Below are 17,533 nucleotides of genomic sequence, written 5' to 3'. Positions count from 1 at the left end.
CGGCCGCCGACCGGTCGACGCCGGTCGGCGGCCGACCGCCCTGAGTCACGGGTCACGTGCGTCACCGGACGCGTACACCGGCCGGACGTCAGTCGCGTGACGGCGGGAACACCAACTGCTGTGGGGACGCCGTCAGTTCATGACCGACCAGAGCACGCAGGACGGGATAGGCGGTGGCGTCACCGGCCAGTACGCCGCCGAGCAGCACCCGGCCGTCGTCGCTGAGGACGAGTTTCGCGTAGGTGCCGGCGGCGTTGTCGGCGTGAACGAACTCCAGTGCCCCCCTGCTCTCGGCGTGGACGTCGCCGAAACTGGCCACCTCGACACCGAGCAGCTTGAGCCTGGTCGACATGTCGGCTCCCGGAAAGGGCGTGTCACCGATGCCCAGCAGCTGCTCGACGACGGCTTCGGCCATGCGATACCCCGGCGTGACCAACCCGTAGCAGCGGCCCAGGACCGCCGCGCACTCGCCGACCGCCCAGATCCGTTCGTCGCCGGTACGGCAGCGGTCGTCGACGAGGAAGCCGCCGCGTTCCGCCGTCTCCAGCCCTGCGGAACCAGCGAGTTCGTCGCGGGGGCGGACTCCGGCGGAGAACACCACGAGGTCGGTCTCGATCGCGCTGCCGTCTGCCAGGGTCACGGCGCACACCCGGCCGTCGGGGCCGGCGTCGACGGACCGTGTGGCGGTCCCGCAGTGCACGCGCACACCGAGCTCTCCGACGCGCCGGGCGAGCACCCGCCCGCCCCCTTCGTCGACCTGCAGGGGCATCAGTCGTTGCGCCATCTCGACGACGTGGGGACGCATTCCCAGCAACCGCAGCCCGTTCGCGGCCTCCAGTCCCAGCAGACCGCCGCCGATCACGACACCGGGTCGGCCCGGAGCGGCCGCCGCCCGGATCGCGTCGAGGTCGTCAAAGGTTCGGTAGACGAAGCAGCCGGCCAGGTCGTGCCCCGGCACCGGCGGCAGATACGGCCGCGATCCGGTGGCCAGCACCAGCGCGTCGTAGCCGATCACGCTGGAGTCGGCGGCGACCACCGTACGCGCCCGACGGTCAATCCCCGCCGCGGCTGTGGACAGCTTCAGATCCACCATCCGATCACGCCGGAATTCGTCGCCCGCCAGACTGAGGTCGGATGCGCTCCTGCCCTCCAGGTAGGACGAGAGCGCGACCCGGTTGTAGGCGGGCCGGGCCTCCTCGGCCAGGACGACCACCCGCCAAGTGCCCTCCCGGTCCCGGGCCCGGAGTTTCTCCACGAGATGGTGGCCGACCATTCCGTGTCCGATGACGACCAGCGTGCGGGTCACGGTCCGCTGCTCCGTCCGGCCGTCTCCGCCGTCTTCGCCGTACGGGCGGAACGCGCCGCGTCACGGATACGACGCACATCGTCCGTACATCCGCCGCAGCCGGTGGTCGCGCGGGTCGCCTCCGCCATGTCCGGCATCTCACGGGCGCCGTCCCGCCAAGCGCGCAGCAGAGCGCCCTTGGTGACGTTGTTGCAGTGGCAGATCACCGCGTTCTCGGGCAGCTCGACGTGGGTCGCGCGCTCGGCTGTCGGGGTGCCCATGAGGAGCCCGAGCCAGTCGGACGGCACCGGCAGATCACGGTCGTACAGCTGGCTGACCGAGGCGATGGCCTCGGGGAAACCGACCACGACCGCACCGGTGATCCGCTGGTCGTACAGCGCCAGTTTGGCGTAGCGGCCGCGGGCGGCGTCCGAGAGAGTCACCGCTTCGACCTTGGCGTGCGGGTCGGTCAGGTCCTCGAGTGAACCCAGGGAGGCGACATCGAGACCGGAGGCCTTCAGCCGGACGATTCTCCTGGTGCCGCGGTAGCGCACCCGCCGGCCGGCGAGCAGTTGTGCCAGAGTCTCCGCCTGGTCCCACGCCGGTGCGATGAGCCCCGCCGCGGTGCCTTCGTGCTCCGCGCAGTCCCCGATCGCATGGATGTACGGGTCGTCGGTCCGCAGCCGGTCGTCGACCAGCACGCCGCTGCGCACAGCCAGCCCGGTCTTGCGGGCAAGCTCGACATCGGGTGCGGCTCCGGTGCACAGCAGCAGGGTGTCGGGGCTGAGACCGACGCCGCTCGCCAGGGTCAGCCTGCCGGGACTGTACCGGACGGCCCGATGTCCCAACCGCAGGTCCACACCCGCCCCTTCGAGGTGCGCGGCCAGGACACGGCCGGCCACGGGATCGAGCTGCTTGTCCATCGGGTGGGGCTTCGGATGGACCAGGGTGACCACGCTGCCCCCGCCCCGGAGGGCGAGCGCCGCCTCCACCCCGAGAGCTCCGCCCCCCAGCACCACCACCCGGCCTTCGGCGGTCCGCTCGCAGTCGGCGAGGGTCCGGAGAGCCCGGGCCCCGGCGGCCAGGTGTCCGTCGGGGCCCAGCAGGCCGGGCAGCCACGGCGTGCGCGGTCGCGCTCCGGTGGCCATGACGAGTACGTCGTAGCGGTGCACCACGCCGTCATCGCAGTGCACCAGGCGCCGGTCCCGGTCGATCCTCGTCGCGCGGACGCCCACGTGCACCCGCGTGCCGGGGGGAAGGGAAGGCAGTGTGACGGCTTCGGCAGACAGCGTACGGACGAGGACTGATGCCAGCAGGGGGCGATTGTAGGCAAGGTGCCTCTCCGCCCCGATGACGGTGACGGGACCCCGGTGACCGTGATGGTGAAGCCGTTCCACGAACCGGTGCGCGGCCGGTCCGTGGCCTATGACGACGACCCGGGTCATGCATGCACCGCCGTCGCCCGGACGGGGCAGGGTTCGATCCGCACGGCGCAGACCTTGAACTCCGGCATTCCGCTGCGCGGGTCGAGAGCCGCGTTGGTGATGAGGTTCGCCCGGCCGGGGCCCGGAAAGTGGAACGGCAGGAACACCGTGTCCAGGCGCATGGTCCCGACCAGCCGCACGCGCGCCACTGTGCTTCCCCGCACGGAGCTGACCTGGGCGAGCTCGCCGTCGCGCAGCCCGGCACGGTCGGCGGTGTCGGGATGCACCTCGACGAACGCCTCCGGTGCGGCCTCGTTGAGGGCGGCGACCCTGCGGGTCTGCGCGCCGGACTGGTACTGCGCGAGCACGCGGCCCGTCGTGGCGTGCAGGGGGTGGTCCGGCGTTGCGGTCTCGGCGGCGTCGCGGTGGTCGACCTCGGCGAACCGGGCACGCCCGTCCGGGTGCGCGAAGCCGTCGAGGAAGAGCCGGGGTGTTCCGGGGTGCGGTTCGCCCGCGTCCGGCACGTCCGGGCAGGGCCAGTGCAGTGCCTCCCCGGCGTCCAGCCGTTCGTAGCTGATGCCGGAGTAGTCGGCCTTGCCGCCGCGGGAGGCGCGGCGCAGCTCCTCGAAGACCTCAGGCGGGGAGGTGGGGTAGCGGTGTCCCGGCTCACCGAGCCGGACCGCCAGGCCGTGCAGGACCTCCAGGTCGCTGCGGACGCCGGACGGCGGGGACAGCAGCCGTCGGCGGCGCAGCACCCGGCCCTCGAGGCTGGTCATGGTGCCTTCCTCTTCGGCCCACTGGGTCACCGGCAGCACCACGTCGGCCATCCGCGCGGTCTCCGACGGCACGAAGTCGGCCACCACCAACAGGTCCAACGAGGCCAGGCGTTCGGTGACCCGGCCGGCGTGCGGCGCGGAGACGGCGGGGTTCGAACCGAAGACCAGCAGCGCCCGCGGACCGTTGTCCGAGCCCAGCGAGTCGAGCAACTCGTAGGCGCTGCGGCCGGAGCCCGGCAGGGAATCGGGCGGTACGCCCCAGACGCCTGCGACATGGGCCCGCGCCTGTGGGTCGGTGATGAGCCGGTAGCCGGGCAGCTGGTCGGCCTTCTGGCCGTGCTCCCGGCCCCCCTGGCCGTTGCCCTGTCCGGTCAGGCACCCGGAGCCGCTGCCCTCACGGCCCGGCAGGCCCAGCGCGAGCGCGAGATTGATGAAGCCGGCAACCGTGTCGGTGCCCTTGCTGTGCTGCTCCGCGCCGCGGCCGGTCAGCACGTAGGCCCGCCGCGCCTCGCCGAGCATCCGCACCGCCCTGCGCTGCGCGGAGACCGGTACGCCCGTGATGCGCTCGACCCGCTCGGGCCACCAGGTCATGGCCCGCTGCCACGCCGCCCCGAACCCGGTGGTGCGGTCGCGTATGTAGTCGCCCGCGCACCGGCCGTCGACGACGGCGATGTGCAGCAGGCCCAGCGCGAGCGCGAGGTCCGTGCCCGGCGCCGGCTGCAGGTGCAGCGCAGCACGCTCGGCGGTCGGGGTTCGCCGGGGATCGACGACGATCAGGTCCGCCCGGTCGAGGTGCTGCATCAGCGGGGGCATCGTCTCGGCCGCGTTCGCGCCCACGAGCATGACCACGTCGGCCTGCCCGAGGTCGGTGACGGGGAACGGAAGCCCGCGGTCCAGGCCGAACGCGGCGGTCCCGGCAGCCGCGGCCGAGGACATGCAGAACCGGCCGTTGTAGTCGATCTGGCTGGTCCCCAGTGCCAGCCGGGCGAACTTGCCCAGCAGATAGGCCTTTTCGTTCGTCAGGCCGCCTCCGCCGAACACGGCCGCCGCGTCCGGGCCGTGCTGGGCCCGGATACGCCGCAGGCCGGAGGCGACGGTGTCGAGCGCGGTGTTCCAGTCGACGGGGGTGAGCTCGTCGTCCGCGGAGCGCACCAAGGGGTGGCGCAACCGGTCCGGGACGTCCAGCAAGGCCGGCGCCGTCCACCCCTTCTGGCACAGCCTGCCCCTGTTGACGGGGAAGTCGGACGGGCGTACCGCCGCACTGCCGCGCTCATGGCTCAACCGGGTGCCGCACTGCAGGGCGCAGTAGGGACAGTGGGTGGCCACCGTCCGCGGTTCAGGCACGGGTGGCCTCCGTCGTCTCCGCCGTCGCTTCAGCGCCGCTGGTGGTGTGCCCGCGCCCGACGTAGACCGCCCGGGTGACCGCCACGCATACCGCGTAGAAGCCGAGGAAGGCCCAGAACGCGGGCTCCCCGCTCCCGCCGGGGCCGCCGTAGGAGGCGAGGAAGGCCAGGTTGACGGCCACCCCGCCGAGCGCACCGACCGCTCCGGCGACGCCGATCACCATGCCGGAGAGCCTTCGTGCGCGGGCGAAAGCGCGCGTCGCGTCATGGCCCGAGGTGACCGCGATCTCCGCCTGCCCGGCGAAGATCGCTGGGATCATCTTGTACGTCGAGCCGTTGCCGATCCCGCTGAGAACGAACAACGCGGTGAACCCGGAGACGAACAGCGGGAAGGAGCCCCGCGACGAGGCCGCGAGCAACACTCCGGTGCCCGCGGCCATGCCGAGGAAGGTCCAGAGGGTGACACGTGCGCCGCCCCATCGGTCGGCCGACCATCCGCCCACCGGACGGGACAGCGATCCGAGCAGCGGCCCGAGGAACGTGTAACCGGCCGCCTCCAGCGGGGTCGAGCCGAACTGGTTCTGCAGCACCAGGCCGAAAGCGAAGCCGTAGCCGATGAACGAGCCGAACGTCCCGATGTACAGAAGGGAGATCCACCAGGTGTGCCGGTTTGCCGCCGCCTCCCGCAGCACCCCAGGCTCGGTGCGGGGCACCCTGATGTTGTCCATCCCCACGGCGGCCAGCAGCGAGGCCAGCACGATCAGCGGCAGGTAGGCGGCAGCGACGTATGACGGATGGGTGCTGCCGGCCGTCATCATCACCAACAGCCCGACCACCTGGACCACCGCGACGCCCAGGTTGCCGCCACCGGCGTTGAGCCCGAGCGCCCATCCCTGGTGCCGCTGCGGGAAGAAGCCGGTGATGTTCGTCATCGACGAGGCGAAGTTGCCGCCGCCCACCCCGGCCGTGGCGCCGATGGCCAGGAACACCCACAGCGGTGTGCCGGGCCGCTGTACGAAGTACAGCGCCAGCAGCGTGGGGACCAGCAGGATGGCCGAGCTGAACACGGTCCAGTTCCGGCCTCCGAAGCGGGTGACCGCGTAGCTGTAGGGCAGCCGCAGCGCCGCGCCCACCAGGGTGGGGGTGACGACCAGCAGGAACTTCTCGCCGGGGTCGAAGCCCAGGCCGATCTCCGGGGACATGAACAGCACCAGGACCGACCAGATGCTCCAGACCGAGAACCCGATGTGCTCCGAGAAGACCGACAGCAGCAGATTGCGGCGCGCGATGTGCTTGCCACCGTGCTCCCAGCACGTCTCGTCCTCGGGGTCCCAGTCCTCGATCCACCGGCCGGAGTTGGTCACAGTGGTCGTCACGGTTCTCCTCGGTTTTCACTCAAGGGGCGGCGGCCCGGTCCACCAGCGGTCCGGCCGCGGTGGTGCAGCCGGCGGGGTGCACGGGGCGGTCGGTTCCTCGGCGTCGAGGCGGGGAAGGCCTTACTGGCCCCGGTCTCCCGCCCCCAGCAGCCGTGCCAGCTCAAGGCGCTTGATTTTTGTCGTCGCGGTCTGCGGCAGGTCTTCCAGCCGCCACTGGACCGGATCCGCCATGGCCGGCAGACCCGTCACCGCGGACGTCCAGGCCGCCAGGGCCAGGGGCTTGTCGCCCCGGGTGCACACCACCGGGACGGGCTTGCCGTTGCGGTCCGGGATGATGATGACCTCGACGAGCTCCGGCATGCGCGTGAACAGCGTGTCCTCGATCTCCAGGGTGCTGTCGATACCGGGGATCTCGTCGACCTCGCGGTCGAGCAGGTGCAGGCACCCCCATTTCGTGCGGTAGCCGAGGTCGCCCATGCGCCACCAGCCGTCGTTGACCTGCTTCTCCCAGCGCTCGTGCTCCCCGAGATACGTCACGATCCGCCCGTCGCTGCGGACCTCGATGTACCCCGGCGACGACTTGGTGGGCCGTTTGCCGTCGCGGCTCACCACACGTACCCCCGTCATACCGGGGAAGGGAGAGCCGACACACCGGCCATCGGCCGCCGTGCCGCGCTTCCTGCTGTACGCGCGCCCGGCGATAGGGCCCACCTCGCTCTGCCCGTACAGCTGGGCGAACAGCGGGAACCTACGCCCGGACGCGCTCAGCATCCGGCGTACGGTCCGCGGGTGGATGGCGTCGAAAGTGCTGCTGAAGTACTTGACGTTGGCCAGCGGCCGGCGTGGGTCGTCTGCCAGGACCTCCCAGTGAAGGAACGTGTTGGGGTGCGCCTCGATGAAGCCGGGGGAGACCTGTGTGAAGAGATCGCCGACGCTACCCGGGTCGTCGTCGCGGAGAACGATGAGCGGGTGCCCTTGGAGCACCGAGATGGGCATGATGGTGAACATCCGGGAGTGCACGAACGAGATGTGCATCGCCACGGGCTCGCTCCGCTTCACCCCCAGGGCCACCACGGTCCCCTGGGGGCGGTAGCGCGCCTGGAACGTACGCCCGGTGTGCACGGCCAGCTTCGGCGTGCCGGTGGTCCCGGAGGTGTGCGTGATCAGCGTCGGGTGATCCGGGGGCATGGTAAGCGGATCGACGCGCCTGACTCCCGCGAGCGAGGCGAGCTCTGTGGCGCCCTGGTAACTGCCCGACGTGAGAAGGACGTGCTCCGAGAGGTCGAAGACCTCGGACGGCAGCTCATTTTCGAGCTTGTCCTGATCGGTCACCAGGTACGGCTGGTCCACCCGGCGCAGCAACTCGGCGACAGTGGCGCCGTCCAGTTTCGGCGACAGCAGCACCGGGACCGCGCCGATCCGGGCCACGGCACAGGCCAGGAGTGAGATGTCGAAGCCGTTGGTCTTGTAGACGACGACGCGAGTCCCGGGTCGGACCTGGGCGGCCCACAGGCGAGAGGCGAAGTCGTCCACCAGGTCCGCCACTGCCGTCAGCGTGACGGTACGCCCGAGCTCCGGCGCGATGTCAAGATCATGATCGAGGATCACTGGACTCGCCGGATTTCTGGCCGCTGCTCGATCGAAGAGCGTACCCAGCCGAATGCCCTTGTTTCCTATGCGCTGCAGAAGCATATCCTGCCCTCTCATTCCATAGCTACGGGAATTCAGCCGTGCGGGGGGAATTCGGCGCCGTGCGGGCGGAGGCAGGCCGATGAGCGGCTGCACCAGCCGGTCACCGTCCGCGGCATATTGCCACCAGTTCCCAGCGTGGGGCGCCCGGTTTCCGGCAAGACCGCCACCGAGGTAAGGCCGATGTCACCGAAGATTTGGTGTCACTGATTTTCGACGATCTTCTTGATGCGGCGCAATGTCTCTTCCATGTCATCCTTGAGCTTGACGGTCCAGTCGGCGACGAACCTCTTACGCCCCGCCTCGTCCAGCGTCGCGACAATCCTGAGGACTCCCTCGGTGGCCTTGGTCATCTTGAAGTGGTGGGCCACCAGGCAGCCGTCGGGTGCCGGATCCATGTCATAGCCCCAGTTGCTGTCCTGGCCTTCCCGAGTGTGGGTGAGCAGCTTCCACCGGAAGGTGCGGCCGGGTTCGACGGCGACGATCTTGGCCTCGGTGTACCAGCCGCCGCGCGGCACCGGAGCCCACGAGACGATATCGTCCTCACGATAATTGTGACCGCGGAAGATCGCCCCCACCTGTGCCGGGGAGCCGGACACCCATTCCCCGTCGATGATTTCCCTGCTCCATTCCGGCGTGCGGGGCATATCGCTGACCAGGGAGTAAACCTCGTCCGGTGTCGCGGAAATCTTCAACTCGGCCCGTAGGTCGAATAGTGGAGTCTGATTGATGATTGATTCTGCCACGGGTGAGATATTGCCAGAGGCTCACCCGCACCGGTCAATGGACCGATCAGGGGTCTGTCAGGTCGTACAGGCCGCTCCGGAATCGCCACTCGGATATGCGCGCAGCGGACCGCCCCTTCCACGCATCGAGTTGCAGCCGCCGGCTCGAGTCAGGAGTCGATGTCCGTGCGGAGAACGAGTTTGCCGTGCACCTTTCCCCCTTCCAAGCGGCGGTGCGCTTCGGCGGCGGCGCTCAGCGGCAGCGTTTCGACGGCCCGGGGGCGGAGCCGCCCTTCGGCGAGCAGGCGGTTGATCGTGCCCGCCGCCTCGGTGAGTTCGGCAGCGGTGGCGTGCGAGATGGCGAAGCCGAGGACCGAGCGGTCCTTGAGGTACAGCGGCCCCACCGGCAGAACCGGCCGGGTCCGCATCCCGGCGAGAAGAACGATCCGGCCACGGCCTGCGAGCAGGTCGACTGCGTTGACCAGGTCGTTCTCCCCGGAGGTGTCGATGTAGACATCTACCCCCCGCGGGCCGGCATCCCGGATGCGCTGAGGCACGGCGGGGTCGCGGTAGTCGATGACTTCGGCCGCCCCCAGCGATCGGCAGAAGTCCGCATCACGGGCACCGGCCGTGGCGATGACGCGGGCACCGGCCTGAGCCGCCATCACGACGAGCGCACTCCCGACGTTTCCGGCAGCACCCACGACGACGACCGTCTCGCCCGGACGAAGCCGCCCATGCGTGAACAGGCCGAGGTACGCGGTCGCGGCCGGATGGACGACCGCGACCGCGTCAACGGGGTCCACACCCCCCGGGAGGCGATACAGCCGGTCAAGCGGTACCACCGCTTGCCCCGCCGCGGCGCCCTGCCGGCCGTCGTGGCCAAGGCTGTTGCACCACACCGGATCGCCGGCAGCAAAGCCGTGGGCACCCGGCCCTGCGTCGGCGACGGTGCCGACCAGATCCCGGCCGATCACAAACGGGAACTCCAGCGGGGTGCGCCAGGCACCCGAACGCACAAAGGTGTCGACATGGTTGACGGACACGGCCGTGACATCCACCAGCACGTCGGTCGGTCCCGGCCGCGGGGCGGCCAACTTGCCGTAACGGATGACCGCCGGTGAGCCGAACTGTTCGATGTAAGCAGCAGGCACCATGGTCACGGATTCTGGCAGCGCGGGGCACGCTCGTCGGCCGACCGCCCCAAGTTCGAGCCGGATGTGTCATGTTCCCTTACCTGCACGGGCGTTCGGAGATCCGCGCCTGCGGACTGGGCCCTAGGATGCCGGACCATGGAGTTGACCATCGTTGATGTTGCGCCGGAACATCCCGGTCTCGACGCTGACGTCGGGGCGCTGATCCGCACGCTGCGACCGGGGCTCACCGCGGAGGGCTTCGCCCGCTTCGCGGCCGAGGCGCACGGGCAGGGCCTGGTGTTCACCGCCGCCTACGACGAGCAGGGGCGGTGTGTCGGGGTGGCCGCGCACCGCGTGCTGACGACGAGCCGCGGCCGGCTGCTGTTCGTCGACGATCTGGTCACCGCGCCTGGGATGCGCTCCGCGGGGATCGGTGCGCGGCTGGTGGAGGAGCTGGAGGCGCGGGCCCGCGGCGCCGGGTGCGTGCGCATCGAACTCGACTCCGGGGTGACCAATCACGGGGCACACCGCTTCTACCACGCTCAGCGCATGTCGATCGCCGCGCTGCACTTCGCACGGGAACTCACTGCCGAGTACAACGAACCGTCAGCCCCGCCTCCCATAAGACCTCAGGAGCGGCCACGGGAGGGACATGACACATAACAGCCGGGCCGGGTGACCGCCGCAGGGTCAGGGCGCAAAGCTGGCTGGGTCAGGCGAGCGAGGGAGAATCATGGCACAGCCAACTACCAACTCGAACAACCTCGACATCGGGTTTTCGGAGACAGCCAAACACGAGGGGACCACGGACCGGCCCATGGAGTTCGAACTCCTGGGCCTGCGATGGGATCTGCTTCCCGACGTTTTCGCGCCCTTCCACTCGCCATCCACCGAGGCGTATTCTCGCTGGCTGCCCTACCCGGAGGGGAGTTCTCTGCTGGAAATGGGCTGCGGCGCCGGCGTGACCGCAGTTTTCGGCGCACTGAACGGCTGCCGTCACGTCACGGCGCTCGACATCAGCCCGGCAGCTGTGGAGAACGCCCGGCACAATGCCGCCCGGCACGGCGTCGTCGACCGGGTACGCGCCATGGAGAGCGATATGTTCTCCGCACTGAGCCCGGCGGACCGCTTCGATGTGATCTTCTGGAATTCCAACGCGGTCGAGGCACCCGAGGACTTCGCCTACACCCGCGACATCGAGTGGTCCATTCTCGATCGGGGCTATGTCTCCCACCGCACCTATTTCCGCGAGGGCCCCCAACACCTGGCTGAGGGCGGACGGTTGTTTCTCGGCTTCAACAGCAGGGGAAACCGCACCCTCATCGAGCGTTTCGCCAAGGAAGAGGGCCTGCGCATCAAGGAAATCAACAGCGCTTCCCGCGTCTTCGAGGACCGCACCGTCGAGTTCCGGCTCCTCGAGCTCATCAAGGCGGACTCCGCGAATACGGTGAGCACGGCATAGCCGCCTGGGTCCAGTGCCGAACAACGGCAGCCCAATAAGCCTTCTCCCGTGCGCGAGCACCATGCAAGTCAGCAGCCGCTGCAACCCGAGGACGTGGAATGCCCCGTCGTTCGTTCACCTCGGAGTCTGTCACCGAGGCCCACCCCGACAAGATCGCTGATCAGATCAGTGACAGCATTCTCGGCCCGCGGGAGCGCACCCGTCGCGTCGACGCGGCGCGCTCGGCCGCAGGGATCTGACATGCGTGTGGCCGTCTCCGGATCGATCGCCACCGACCATCTGATGGCCTTCCCCGGAAGGTTCACCGATCAGCTGATCGCCGGCGAGTTGGACCATGTGTCGCTGTCTTTCCTCGTCGATGACCTGCAGGTGCGCCGGGGCGGGGCCGGTGCGAACATCGCGTTCGGTCTGGGGCAGCTGGGACTGGCCCCGGTGCTGGTCGGCGCGGCGGGGGGCGACTTCACCGAGTACCAGTTGCGGCTGAAGGAACACGGGGTGGACACCGATCAGGTGCACATCAGCCGACAGCGCCCCACGGCGCGGTTCATGTGCCTGACCGACCAGCGGATGAACCGGATCGCCACGTTCTACGCGGGCGCGATGTCGGAGGCCCGGGACATCAGTATCCGGCGGGTGGCCGAGCGCTGCGGCGGGCTGGACCTGGTGCTCATTTCCCGGGGCGATCCCGAGGCGATGCTGCGGCACACTGCCGACTGCCGTGATCTGGGCCTGGCGTTCGCGGCTGATCCGTCCCAGCAGATTGCCCGGCTGGAAGGCCCACAGATACGGAGTCTGGTGACGGGTGCCCGCTGGCTGTTCACCAATGAGTACGAGGCCGCGCTGCTGCTGGAACGCACCGGCTGGCAGCCGGCCGAGGTGCTTGGCCAGGTGGGCACATGGGTGACCACCCTCGGAGCCGCGGGCGTCCGCATCGACGAGGACGGCCGGCCCCCCTGCCGCATACGGGCGGTGACACCGCACAAGACCGGGGATCCCACCGGGGCGGGCGACGCCTTCCGGGCGGGCTTCCTGGCCGGGGTCGGCCGGCACCTGCCGCCGGAGGGCGCGGCCCAGCTCGGCTGTGCGCTGGCCACCACCGCGCTGGAGGCCATGGGCCCGCAGGAATACCAGGTCACCACCGGCGCCCTGCTCGCCGGTATCCAGGCCGCCTACGGCTCCGAGGCGGCGCACCGTATAGCGCCACGACTGGAGCACCTGCCATGAAACCCCGACCCCGAGCCGACGTTCCGGGAGGCCATCGGTGAGCACGCTGCGCGAGGAACTGGGCGCGGGGCGGCCGTCCTTCTCCTTCGAATTCTTCCCGCCCAAGACCGACGCGGGTCAGCGGGCGCTCTGGGACGCCATCCGTCGGATCGAGGGGCTTGCCCCGACGTTCGTCTCGGTGACCTACGGCGCGGGCGGCTCATCCCGGGACCGGACCATCGGCGTGACCAAGCGGATCGTCGCCGAGACGACGCTGCGCCCCGTGGCCCACCTCACCGCTGTCGGTCACTCGGTGGCCGAGTTGCGGCGCATCATCGGCCAGTACGCGGATGCCGGTGTCCGCGATGTCCTCGTCCTGCGCGGCGACCCTCCAGGGGACCCCCGCGGCGGCTGGACCCCGGACCCGCGAGGCTTCACATACGCGTACGAACTGGTCGAGCTCGTCCATGAGTTGGGCGACTTCAGCGTAGGTGTGGCGGCGTTCCCCGAACGCCATCCGCGCTCGCCCGACTGGGACGGCGACATCCGGCACTTCGTGGCCAAGTGCCGGGCCGGCGCCCACTACGCCATCACGCAGATGTTCTTCCACGTCGAGGACTACCTCCGGCTGCGGGACCGGGTAGCCGCAGCGGGCTGCGACACGCCCATCATCCCCGAGATCATGCCCGCCATCGATGCCCGCCAGATCCGCCGCTTCGCCGAACTCAGCAACGCCGCCTTTCCGGAGGATCTGGCACACCGTCTGGAGGCCGCTCGCCACGACCCCGGCACCGCGTACCGGATCGGAGTCGAGTACGCCACCGCGATGGCGGAGCGGCTGCTGGCCGAGGGAGCACCAGGTCTGCACTACATCACCCTGAACAGGTCCGCGGCGACCACCGAGATCCACCAGAACGTGGCCCTTGCCGGGCTCTGACGGAAACGGGCTCGCCGCGCTGATGTGCTCCAGTCGCCCCGTACCGGCAGTCGAGCGCATCGCAGACGCAGGCGGAAGCCCGACCGGGCAGCTCCTCCGCAACGCGGCCGACCGACGGCGACTCTCGTGCGTCACCTCGCACCCGCTCAGGCCGACTCCCATCAGGTGAGGTCGAGGCGGGTGAGTTCCCGACGGGATCCGATGCCAAGTTTCGGATAGGCCTTGTACAGGTGGTGCTCGACCGTCCGTGGGCTGAGGAACAGCTGGGCGGCGATCTCGCGGCTGCTGCTGCCATCGGCCGCCAGCCGCACCACCTGCAACTCCTGCGGGGTCAGCCGGTCGATCAGGTTCGCCGCGGTCGCCTGGACCATCGCCGTGCCGGATTCACCGGTCGCCCGCAGTTCGGATCGGGCCCGCTCCGCCCAGGGTGCGGCATGCAGCCGTTCGAAGATCTCCAGTGCCGACCGCAGCGGCATCCGGGCATCGCTACGGCGGCGGTCCCGGCGCAGCCACTCGCCGTAGAGCAGCTCGGTGCGGGCCCGCTCGAACGGTCTCCCGCTCTGCTGATGCAGCCGAATCGCCTGCGTGAAATGCTCCTCTTGCCCGCTCAGCAGCGCCCGGCACCGCGAGGCGACCGCCCGCGCCCAGGGCTGCCTGCCCGCGTGAGCCCACGCCTCGAACCGGCGCAGCGGCTGCTCGGCGCGCCCGGGCTGTCCCAGCCGGACCGCCGCCTCGACCAGGTCGCCGACAGCGTCCATGAGACCCGCCGTATGACATCCGGTGCCGGGCCAGGCGGTCTCCAGTCGGCGCAGCGCCCCCTTATGGTCCCCCAGTCCCAGCTCGAGCAGGCCCAGTGCGCTGTCGCTCGCCACGCCGCCGGCGTCCGGTGCTTCCTCGGCCAGGCGGCGGCACCGCTCCTCGTCGCCTTCGATCGCGGCGATCCGCGCCGGTACGCCGCCCCGCCAGTCGAGGCGCCCGCACAGGCCGGTGTCCCGGACGATCTCCACCGCCTCGGCCACCGCAGCCTCGGCGTCCCGGTGCAGCCCGGCCCGCACCTGAGTCTGTGCCAGGACGTACAGCACCTGTGGCAGTGCGCCGATCAGGCCCTGCTTGCGGCAGCGCTCCACTTCGGCGGCGGCCAGCTCCAGCGTCGCGGCGTCATCTCCGACGATCAGGCCGCTGTAGATGGCCCGCATCCCTGCGGCGCTGTCCTCCGCGATCCGGGTGCCCGCGCACGCCTGGGTGAGGAACTCCGCCAGCAGCGGCAGGCCACGGGCACAGTCGTCGTCGACCAGGTGCGCCAGGCCCTTTGCCATCAGGTCGGGGTGCCCGATGATCTCCAGCCGCTGGGCGGCGGCACGTACCAAGTCCGGGTCGCCGGAGAGCCATGCGTAGGTCGCACTGGTGCGGAGCATGGCCGCGGCCTGCTCCGGGGCGGCCTGAGCGGCATGCCGGATCAGCAGGAGGGCGGCCTGACGCTGCTCGCCCAATTCGAATACCACAGCCGCGCGGACCGGGACGAGTTCGGCCAGTGCCTTGGGCTCGTCGACGAGCCGCTCCGCCTGCTCCGCCAGATCCGCGGCCTGACCGGCATGGCCGGCCGAAAGGGCCAATACCGCTGCCTCACCCAGCCGGCGCGCCTGGTCATGCCGGGCGGGCGTGAGCCGAGCGGCCTGCTGATACAGGCGTGCCGCAGCGCCGTACGCGGTGCGGCCCCTCGCCCGCCCGGCCGCCGCCACCAGTTCGGCCGCGACGCTCTCGTCCGGTTCCGTCGTCGCCGAGGGGAGGTGGCGTGCCCGGCAGTCGGGCTCCTCGGCCGCCTCCGCCAGCGCCCGGTGGACGGCGATACGCCGGGCCAGGACTGCTCCCTGGTAGGCGGCGGTTCCGATCAGCGGATGCCGGAAGGCAACGGTGCTCTCCGTCACCTGGATCAGCCCGGCCCGTTCGGCGTCCTCGAGATCGTCGAGGCCGACGCCCAACTGCTGTGCCGCCCTCAGCAGCAGCGGCAGATCGCCCCGCCCTTCGGCCGCCGCGATCAGCATCGTCAGCCGCGTCCGCTCGGGGAGCCGGCCGATCTGGGCACGGAACGACGACAACACCCTGTCCGCGACCGGTAGTGGCATGGACCCGCTGGGATGATCCCGCTGCGCGGCGGCGAACTCGATCAGCGCAAGCGGATTCCCTGAGGATTCGGCGATGACCTGATCACGAAGGGCTGGTGGGAGGCCGTACTCGGCAAGCAGGCGAGTGGCCTCACCGCGGTCCAGTCGGGACGGCCGCAGCTCGGTGAGCCCGGGAGCGGCGAAGCCCTCCTCCCGGGTCGCGAACAACATCGCCACACCCTCCGCAGCGAGCCGCCGGGCCGCGAACAGCAGAGCCTCCGCGGTGGCCTGATCGAGCCACTGGGCGTCGTCGATCAGGCAGAGCACCGGGCCTTCCTCGGCCAGGTCGGCGAGGAGGGTGAGAACGGCCAGCCCGGTGAGGAACCGGTCCCGTCCTCGCGTCTGGCCCGAACCGAGCACCGCCCGCAATGCTCCGGCCTGCGGGAAGGGCAGCGCGCCGAGGCGGTCCTGCACCGGCCACAGCAACTGGACCAGACCGCCGAACGCAAGGTCCGCCTCCGGCTCGATGCCAGTCACCCGCATCACTCGCAGGCCCGGCCCGGAAGCTGAACGCGCCACCCAGTCCAGCAGCGCCGTCTTGCCGATCCCCGCCTCACCGCGCACCACGAGAGCGCCACTGCGGCCGTCCCGCGCTGCGGTGACCAGCCCTTCGAGCTCCGCCTGCTCGGTGGTCCTGCCCAACAGCACCAACCACGACCTCCGCCTCTTAAGTAGCCGCGCCGTGGGCACGCGACCAAAACTACGTACCCCGGAGCAGAAACCTTACCGATTCGGCCTGTGCCACTCCGCTCATAACGTCACGTCATGACCAGTCAATTCCACCACCGACGCACCCCGGAGGGCACCATGGACAACCTCTTCGAGCCGCTGACTCTCGGCAAGCTGAAACTGCCCAACCGCCTCATCATGTCCCCGATGACCCGCAGCCGGGCCCCGCAGGGAGTGCAAGGCGAACTGGCAGCCGAGTACTACGCGCAGCGCGCGGCCGCCGGCCTGATCATCACCGAAGGCACCCAGCCCAGCGTGATCGGCCAGGGCTATATCGAAACCCCCGGCCTCCACTCACCCACCCAGGTCAAGGCGTGGCGCCGGGTGACCGACGCTGTCCACGACCAGGGCGGCCGGATCTTCGTCCAGCTGATGCACTCCGGCCGGATCGGTCACTCCAGCCTCTACCCGGACGCCGCACTGCCGGTGGCCCCTTCGGCGATCCCGTCGGGCGAGAAGATCTTCACCCCTGAGGGGCTGCTGGACCACCCCACACCCCGCGCCATGACGCTCGACGACATCGCTCGCACCGTCGAGGACTTCGTCTCCGCCGCCAAGAACGCGGTCGAGGCCGGATTCGACGGCGTCGAGCTGCACGGTGCCAATGGCTACCTCATTCACCAGTTCCTCTCCGACAACACCAACCGCCGCACCGACGCCTACGGCGGCTCCATCGAGAACCGCATCCGCTTCGCCGTCGAGGTCGCCCAGGCCGTCACCGACGCCATCGGCCCGGAGCGAGTCGGCATCCGCCTCTCGCCCGCCCACACCGCCAACGGGATCGAAGAAAGCGACCCCAAGGAGCTCTACACCGCACTCATCCGCGCGCTGGCCCCCTACGGCCTGGCCTACGTGCACGTCATGGAGTTCGGCAGCCGTGAAATCACCCAGCTCGTCCGGGCCGAGTGGCCGGGCACACTGATCCTCAACCCGCACGCAACCCCCGAAGAGACCTCGGTCACCCCCGAATCCGCCGCCGCAGTGCTGGACCAGGGACTCGCCGACGCCGTCAGCCTTGCCTCTCTCTGGCTCGCCAACCCCGACCTGCCCGCCCGCATCAAGGCCGGCGGCCCCTACAACCAGCCCGACCCCAACACCTTCTACGGCGGGGATCACCAGGGCTACACCGACTACCCGACACTGGACAGCTGATTCACGATCCGCCGGCCAACTGTCCTGGTCATGCGCTGATCTGATGGAAGCGGAGCGGGGCGGGCGATGTTCAGCCCGCCCCCCCCCCCCCCGAGTTGAACCCCCCCCCCCCGGCCGCCCCCCACACGCGGAAA

13 protein-coding genes and 1 pseudogene are annotated in these 17,533 nt (G+C 70.2%); 6 read left to right on the top strand and 8 right to left on the bottom strand.

Annotated features, from left to right (window positions below; translation table 11 throughout):
• Positions 1–88: 88 nt before the first annotated feature.
• The 7 genes from ABZW18_RS31745 to ABZW18_RS31715 all read right to left on the bottom strand — a co-directional run bounded on the left by ABZW18_RS31745 (position 89) and on the right by ABZW18_RS31715 (position 9,772).
• The gene (locus tag ABZW18_RS31745; protein WP_356194243.1) at positions 89–1,306 is read right to left on the bottom strand and encodes an FAD-dependent oxidoreductase; all 1,218 of its coding nucleotides are present in this window, start codon (positions 1,304–1,306) and stop codon (positions 89–91) included.
• Positions 1,303–2,730, bottom strand: a complete 1,428-nt coding sequence (locus ABZW18_RS31740) for an FAD-dependent oxidoreductase (protein ID WP_356194241.1) — start codon at positions 2,728–2,730, stop codon at positions 1,303–1,305. The genes ABZW18_RS31745 and ABZW18_RS31740 overlap by 4 nt, the downstream gene beginning before the upstream one ends.
• A complete protein-coding gene (locus ABZW18_RS31735) occupies positions 2,727–4,829 on the bottom strand; it encodes a molybdopterin oxidoreductase family protein (RefSeq protein WP_356194238.1) in 2,103 nt (700 codons plus the stop codon). The genes ABZW18_RS31740 and ABZW18_RS31735 overlap by 4 nt, the downstream gene beginning before the upstream one ends.
• Positions 4,822–6,204, bottom strand: coding sequence for a nitrate/nitrite transporter (locus ABZW18_RS31730; protein ID WP_356194235.1), 1,383 nt, complete (start codon positions 6,202–6,204; stop codon positions 4,822–4,824). The genes ABZW18_RS31735 and ABZW18_RS31730 overlap by 8 nt, the downstream gene beginning before the upstream one ends.
• 120 nt (positions 6,205–6,324) lie before the next feature.
• Positions 6,325–7,896, bottom strand: a complete 1,572-nt coding sequence (locus tag ABZW18_RS31725) for an AMP-binding protein (RefSeq protein ID WP_356194233.1) — start codon at positions 7,894–7,896, stop codon at positions 6,325–6,327.
• A 200-nt stretch (positions 7,897–8,096) separates the two neighbouring features.
• Entirely contained in the window at positions 8,097–8,639 is a 543-nt protein-coding gene (locus ABZW18_RS31720) for an SRPBCC family protein (protein ID WP_356194230.1), read from the bottom strand.
• Positions 8,640–8,788: 149 nt separating this feature from the next.
• Positions 8,789–9,772 (bottom strand): NADPH:quinone reductase, encoded by a 984-nt coding sequence (locus ABZW18_RS31715; protein ID WP_356194245.1) that lies wholly within the window; start codon positions 9,770–9,772, stop codon positions 8,789–8,791.
• A 138-nt stretch (positions 9,773–9,910) separates the two neighbouring features.
• On the opposite strand from ABZW18_RS31715, the gene ABZW18_RS31710 reads away from it, so the two are divergent.
• The 5 genes and pseudogenes from ABZW18_RS31710 (at position 9,911) to metF (ending at position 13,356) form a co-directional block, all read left to right on the top strand.
• Positions 9,911–10,417 carry a GNAT family N-acetyltransferase gene (locus ABZW18_RS31710; protein ID WP_356194228.1) on the top strand — a complete coding sequence of 169 codons (507 nt, stop codon included), beginning with the start codon at positions 9,911–9,913 and terminating at the stop codon, positions 10,415–10,417.
• Positions 10,418–10,487: 70 nt separating this feature from the next.
• The gene (locus tag ABZW18_RS31705) at positions 10,488–11,216 is read left to right on the top strand and encodes a methyltransferase domain-containing protein (protein WP_356194226.1); all 729 of its coding nucleotides are present in this window, start codon (positions 10,488–10,490) and stop codon (positions 11,214–11,216) included.
• Positions 11,217–11,314: 98 nt separating this feature from the next.
• A pseudogene (locus ABZW18_RS31700) lies at positions 11,315–11,398 on the top strand (S-adenosylmethionine synthetase N-terminal domain-containing protein); the annotation flags it as partial.
• Between the two features lie 58 nt (positions 11,399–11,456).
• Positions 11,457–12,440, top strand: coding sequence for a carbohydrate kinase family protein (locus tag ABZW18_RS31695; protein WP_356194223.1), 984 nt, complete (start codon positions 11,457–11,459; stop codon positions 12,438–12,440).
• A gap of 37 nt (positions 12,441–12,477) precedes the next feature.
• Positions 12,478–13,356, top strand: coding sequence for a methylenetetrahydrofolate reductase [NAD(P)H] (metF, locus tag ABZW18_RS31690; RefSeq protein ID WP_356194220.1), 879 nt, complete (start codon positions 12,478–12,480; stop codon positions 13,354–13,356).
• Positions 13,357–13,517: 161 nt separating this feature from the next.
• On the opposite strand, the gene ABZW18_RS31685 is transcribed toward metF, so the two are convergent.
• The gene (locus ABZW18_RS31685) at positions 13,518–16,166 is read right to left on the bottom strand and encodes an AAA family ATPase (protein WP_356194217.1); all 2,649 of its coding nucleotides are present in this window, start codon (positions 16,164–16,166) and stop codon (positions 13,518–13,520) included.
• Between the two features lie 117 nt (positions 16,167–16,283).
• On the opposite strand from ABZW18_RS31685, the gene ABZW18_RS31680 reads away from it, so the two are divergent.
• Entirely contained in the window at positions 16,284–17,399 is a 1,116-nt protein-coding gene (locus tag ABZW18_RS31680; RefSeq protein ID WP_356194215.1) for an alkene reductase, read from the top strand.
• Positions 17,400–17,533 lie beyond the last annotated feature (134 nt).

It is taken from the genome of Streptomyces sp. NPDC004647, from assembly GCF_040609575.1.
Taxonomy (GTDB): Bacteria; Actinomycetota; Actinomycetes; order Streptomycetales; family Streptomycetaceae; genus Streptomyces.
This window is presented reverse-complemented; position numbering and strand designations above follow the sequence as displayed.

Bases quoted from the DNA above. Each gene is read 5' to 3' on its own strand.
- ABZW18_RS31705 (WP_356194226.1), top strand. From the start codon at position 10,488: ATGGCACAGCCAACTACCAACTCGAACAACCTCGACATCGGGTTTTCG.
- ABZW18_RS31740 (WP_356194241.1), bottom strand. From the start codon at position 2,730: ATGACCCGGGTCGTCGTCATAGGCCACGGACCGGCCGCGCACCGGTTC.
- ABZW18_RS31710 (WP_356194228.1), top strand. From the start codon at position 9,911: ATGGAGTTGACCATCGTTGATGTTGCGCCGGAACATCCCGGTCTCGAC.
- ABZW18_RS31680 (WP_356194215.1), top strand. From the start codon at position 16,284: ATGACCAGTCAATTCCACCACCGACGCACCCCGGAGGGCACCATGGAC.
- ABZW18_RS31695 (WP_356194223.1), top strand. From the start codon at position 11,457: ATGCGTGTGGCCGTCTCCGGATCGATCGCCACCGACCATCTGATGGCC.
- ABZW18_RS31725 (WP_356194233.1), bottom strand. From the start codon at position 7,896: ATGCTTCTGCAGCGCATAGGAAACAAGGGCATTCGGCTGGGTACGCTC.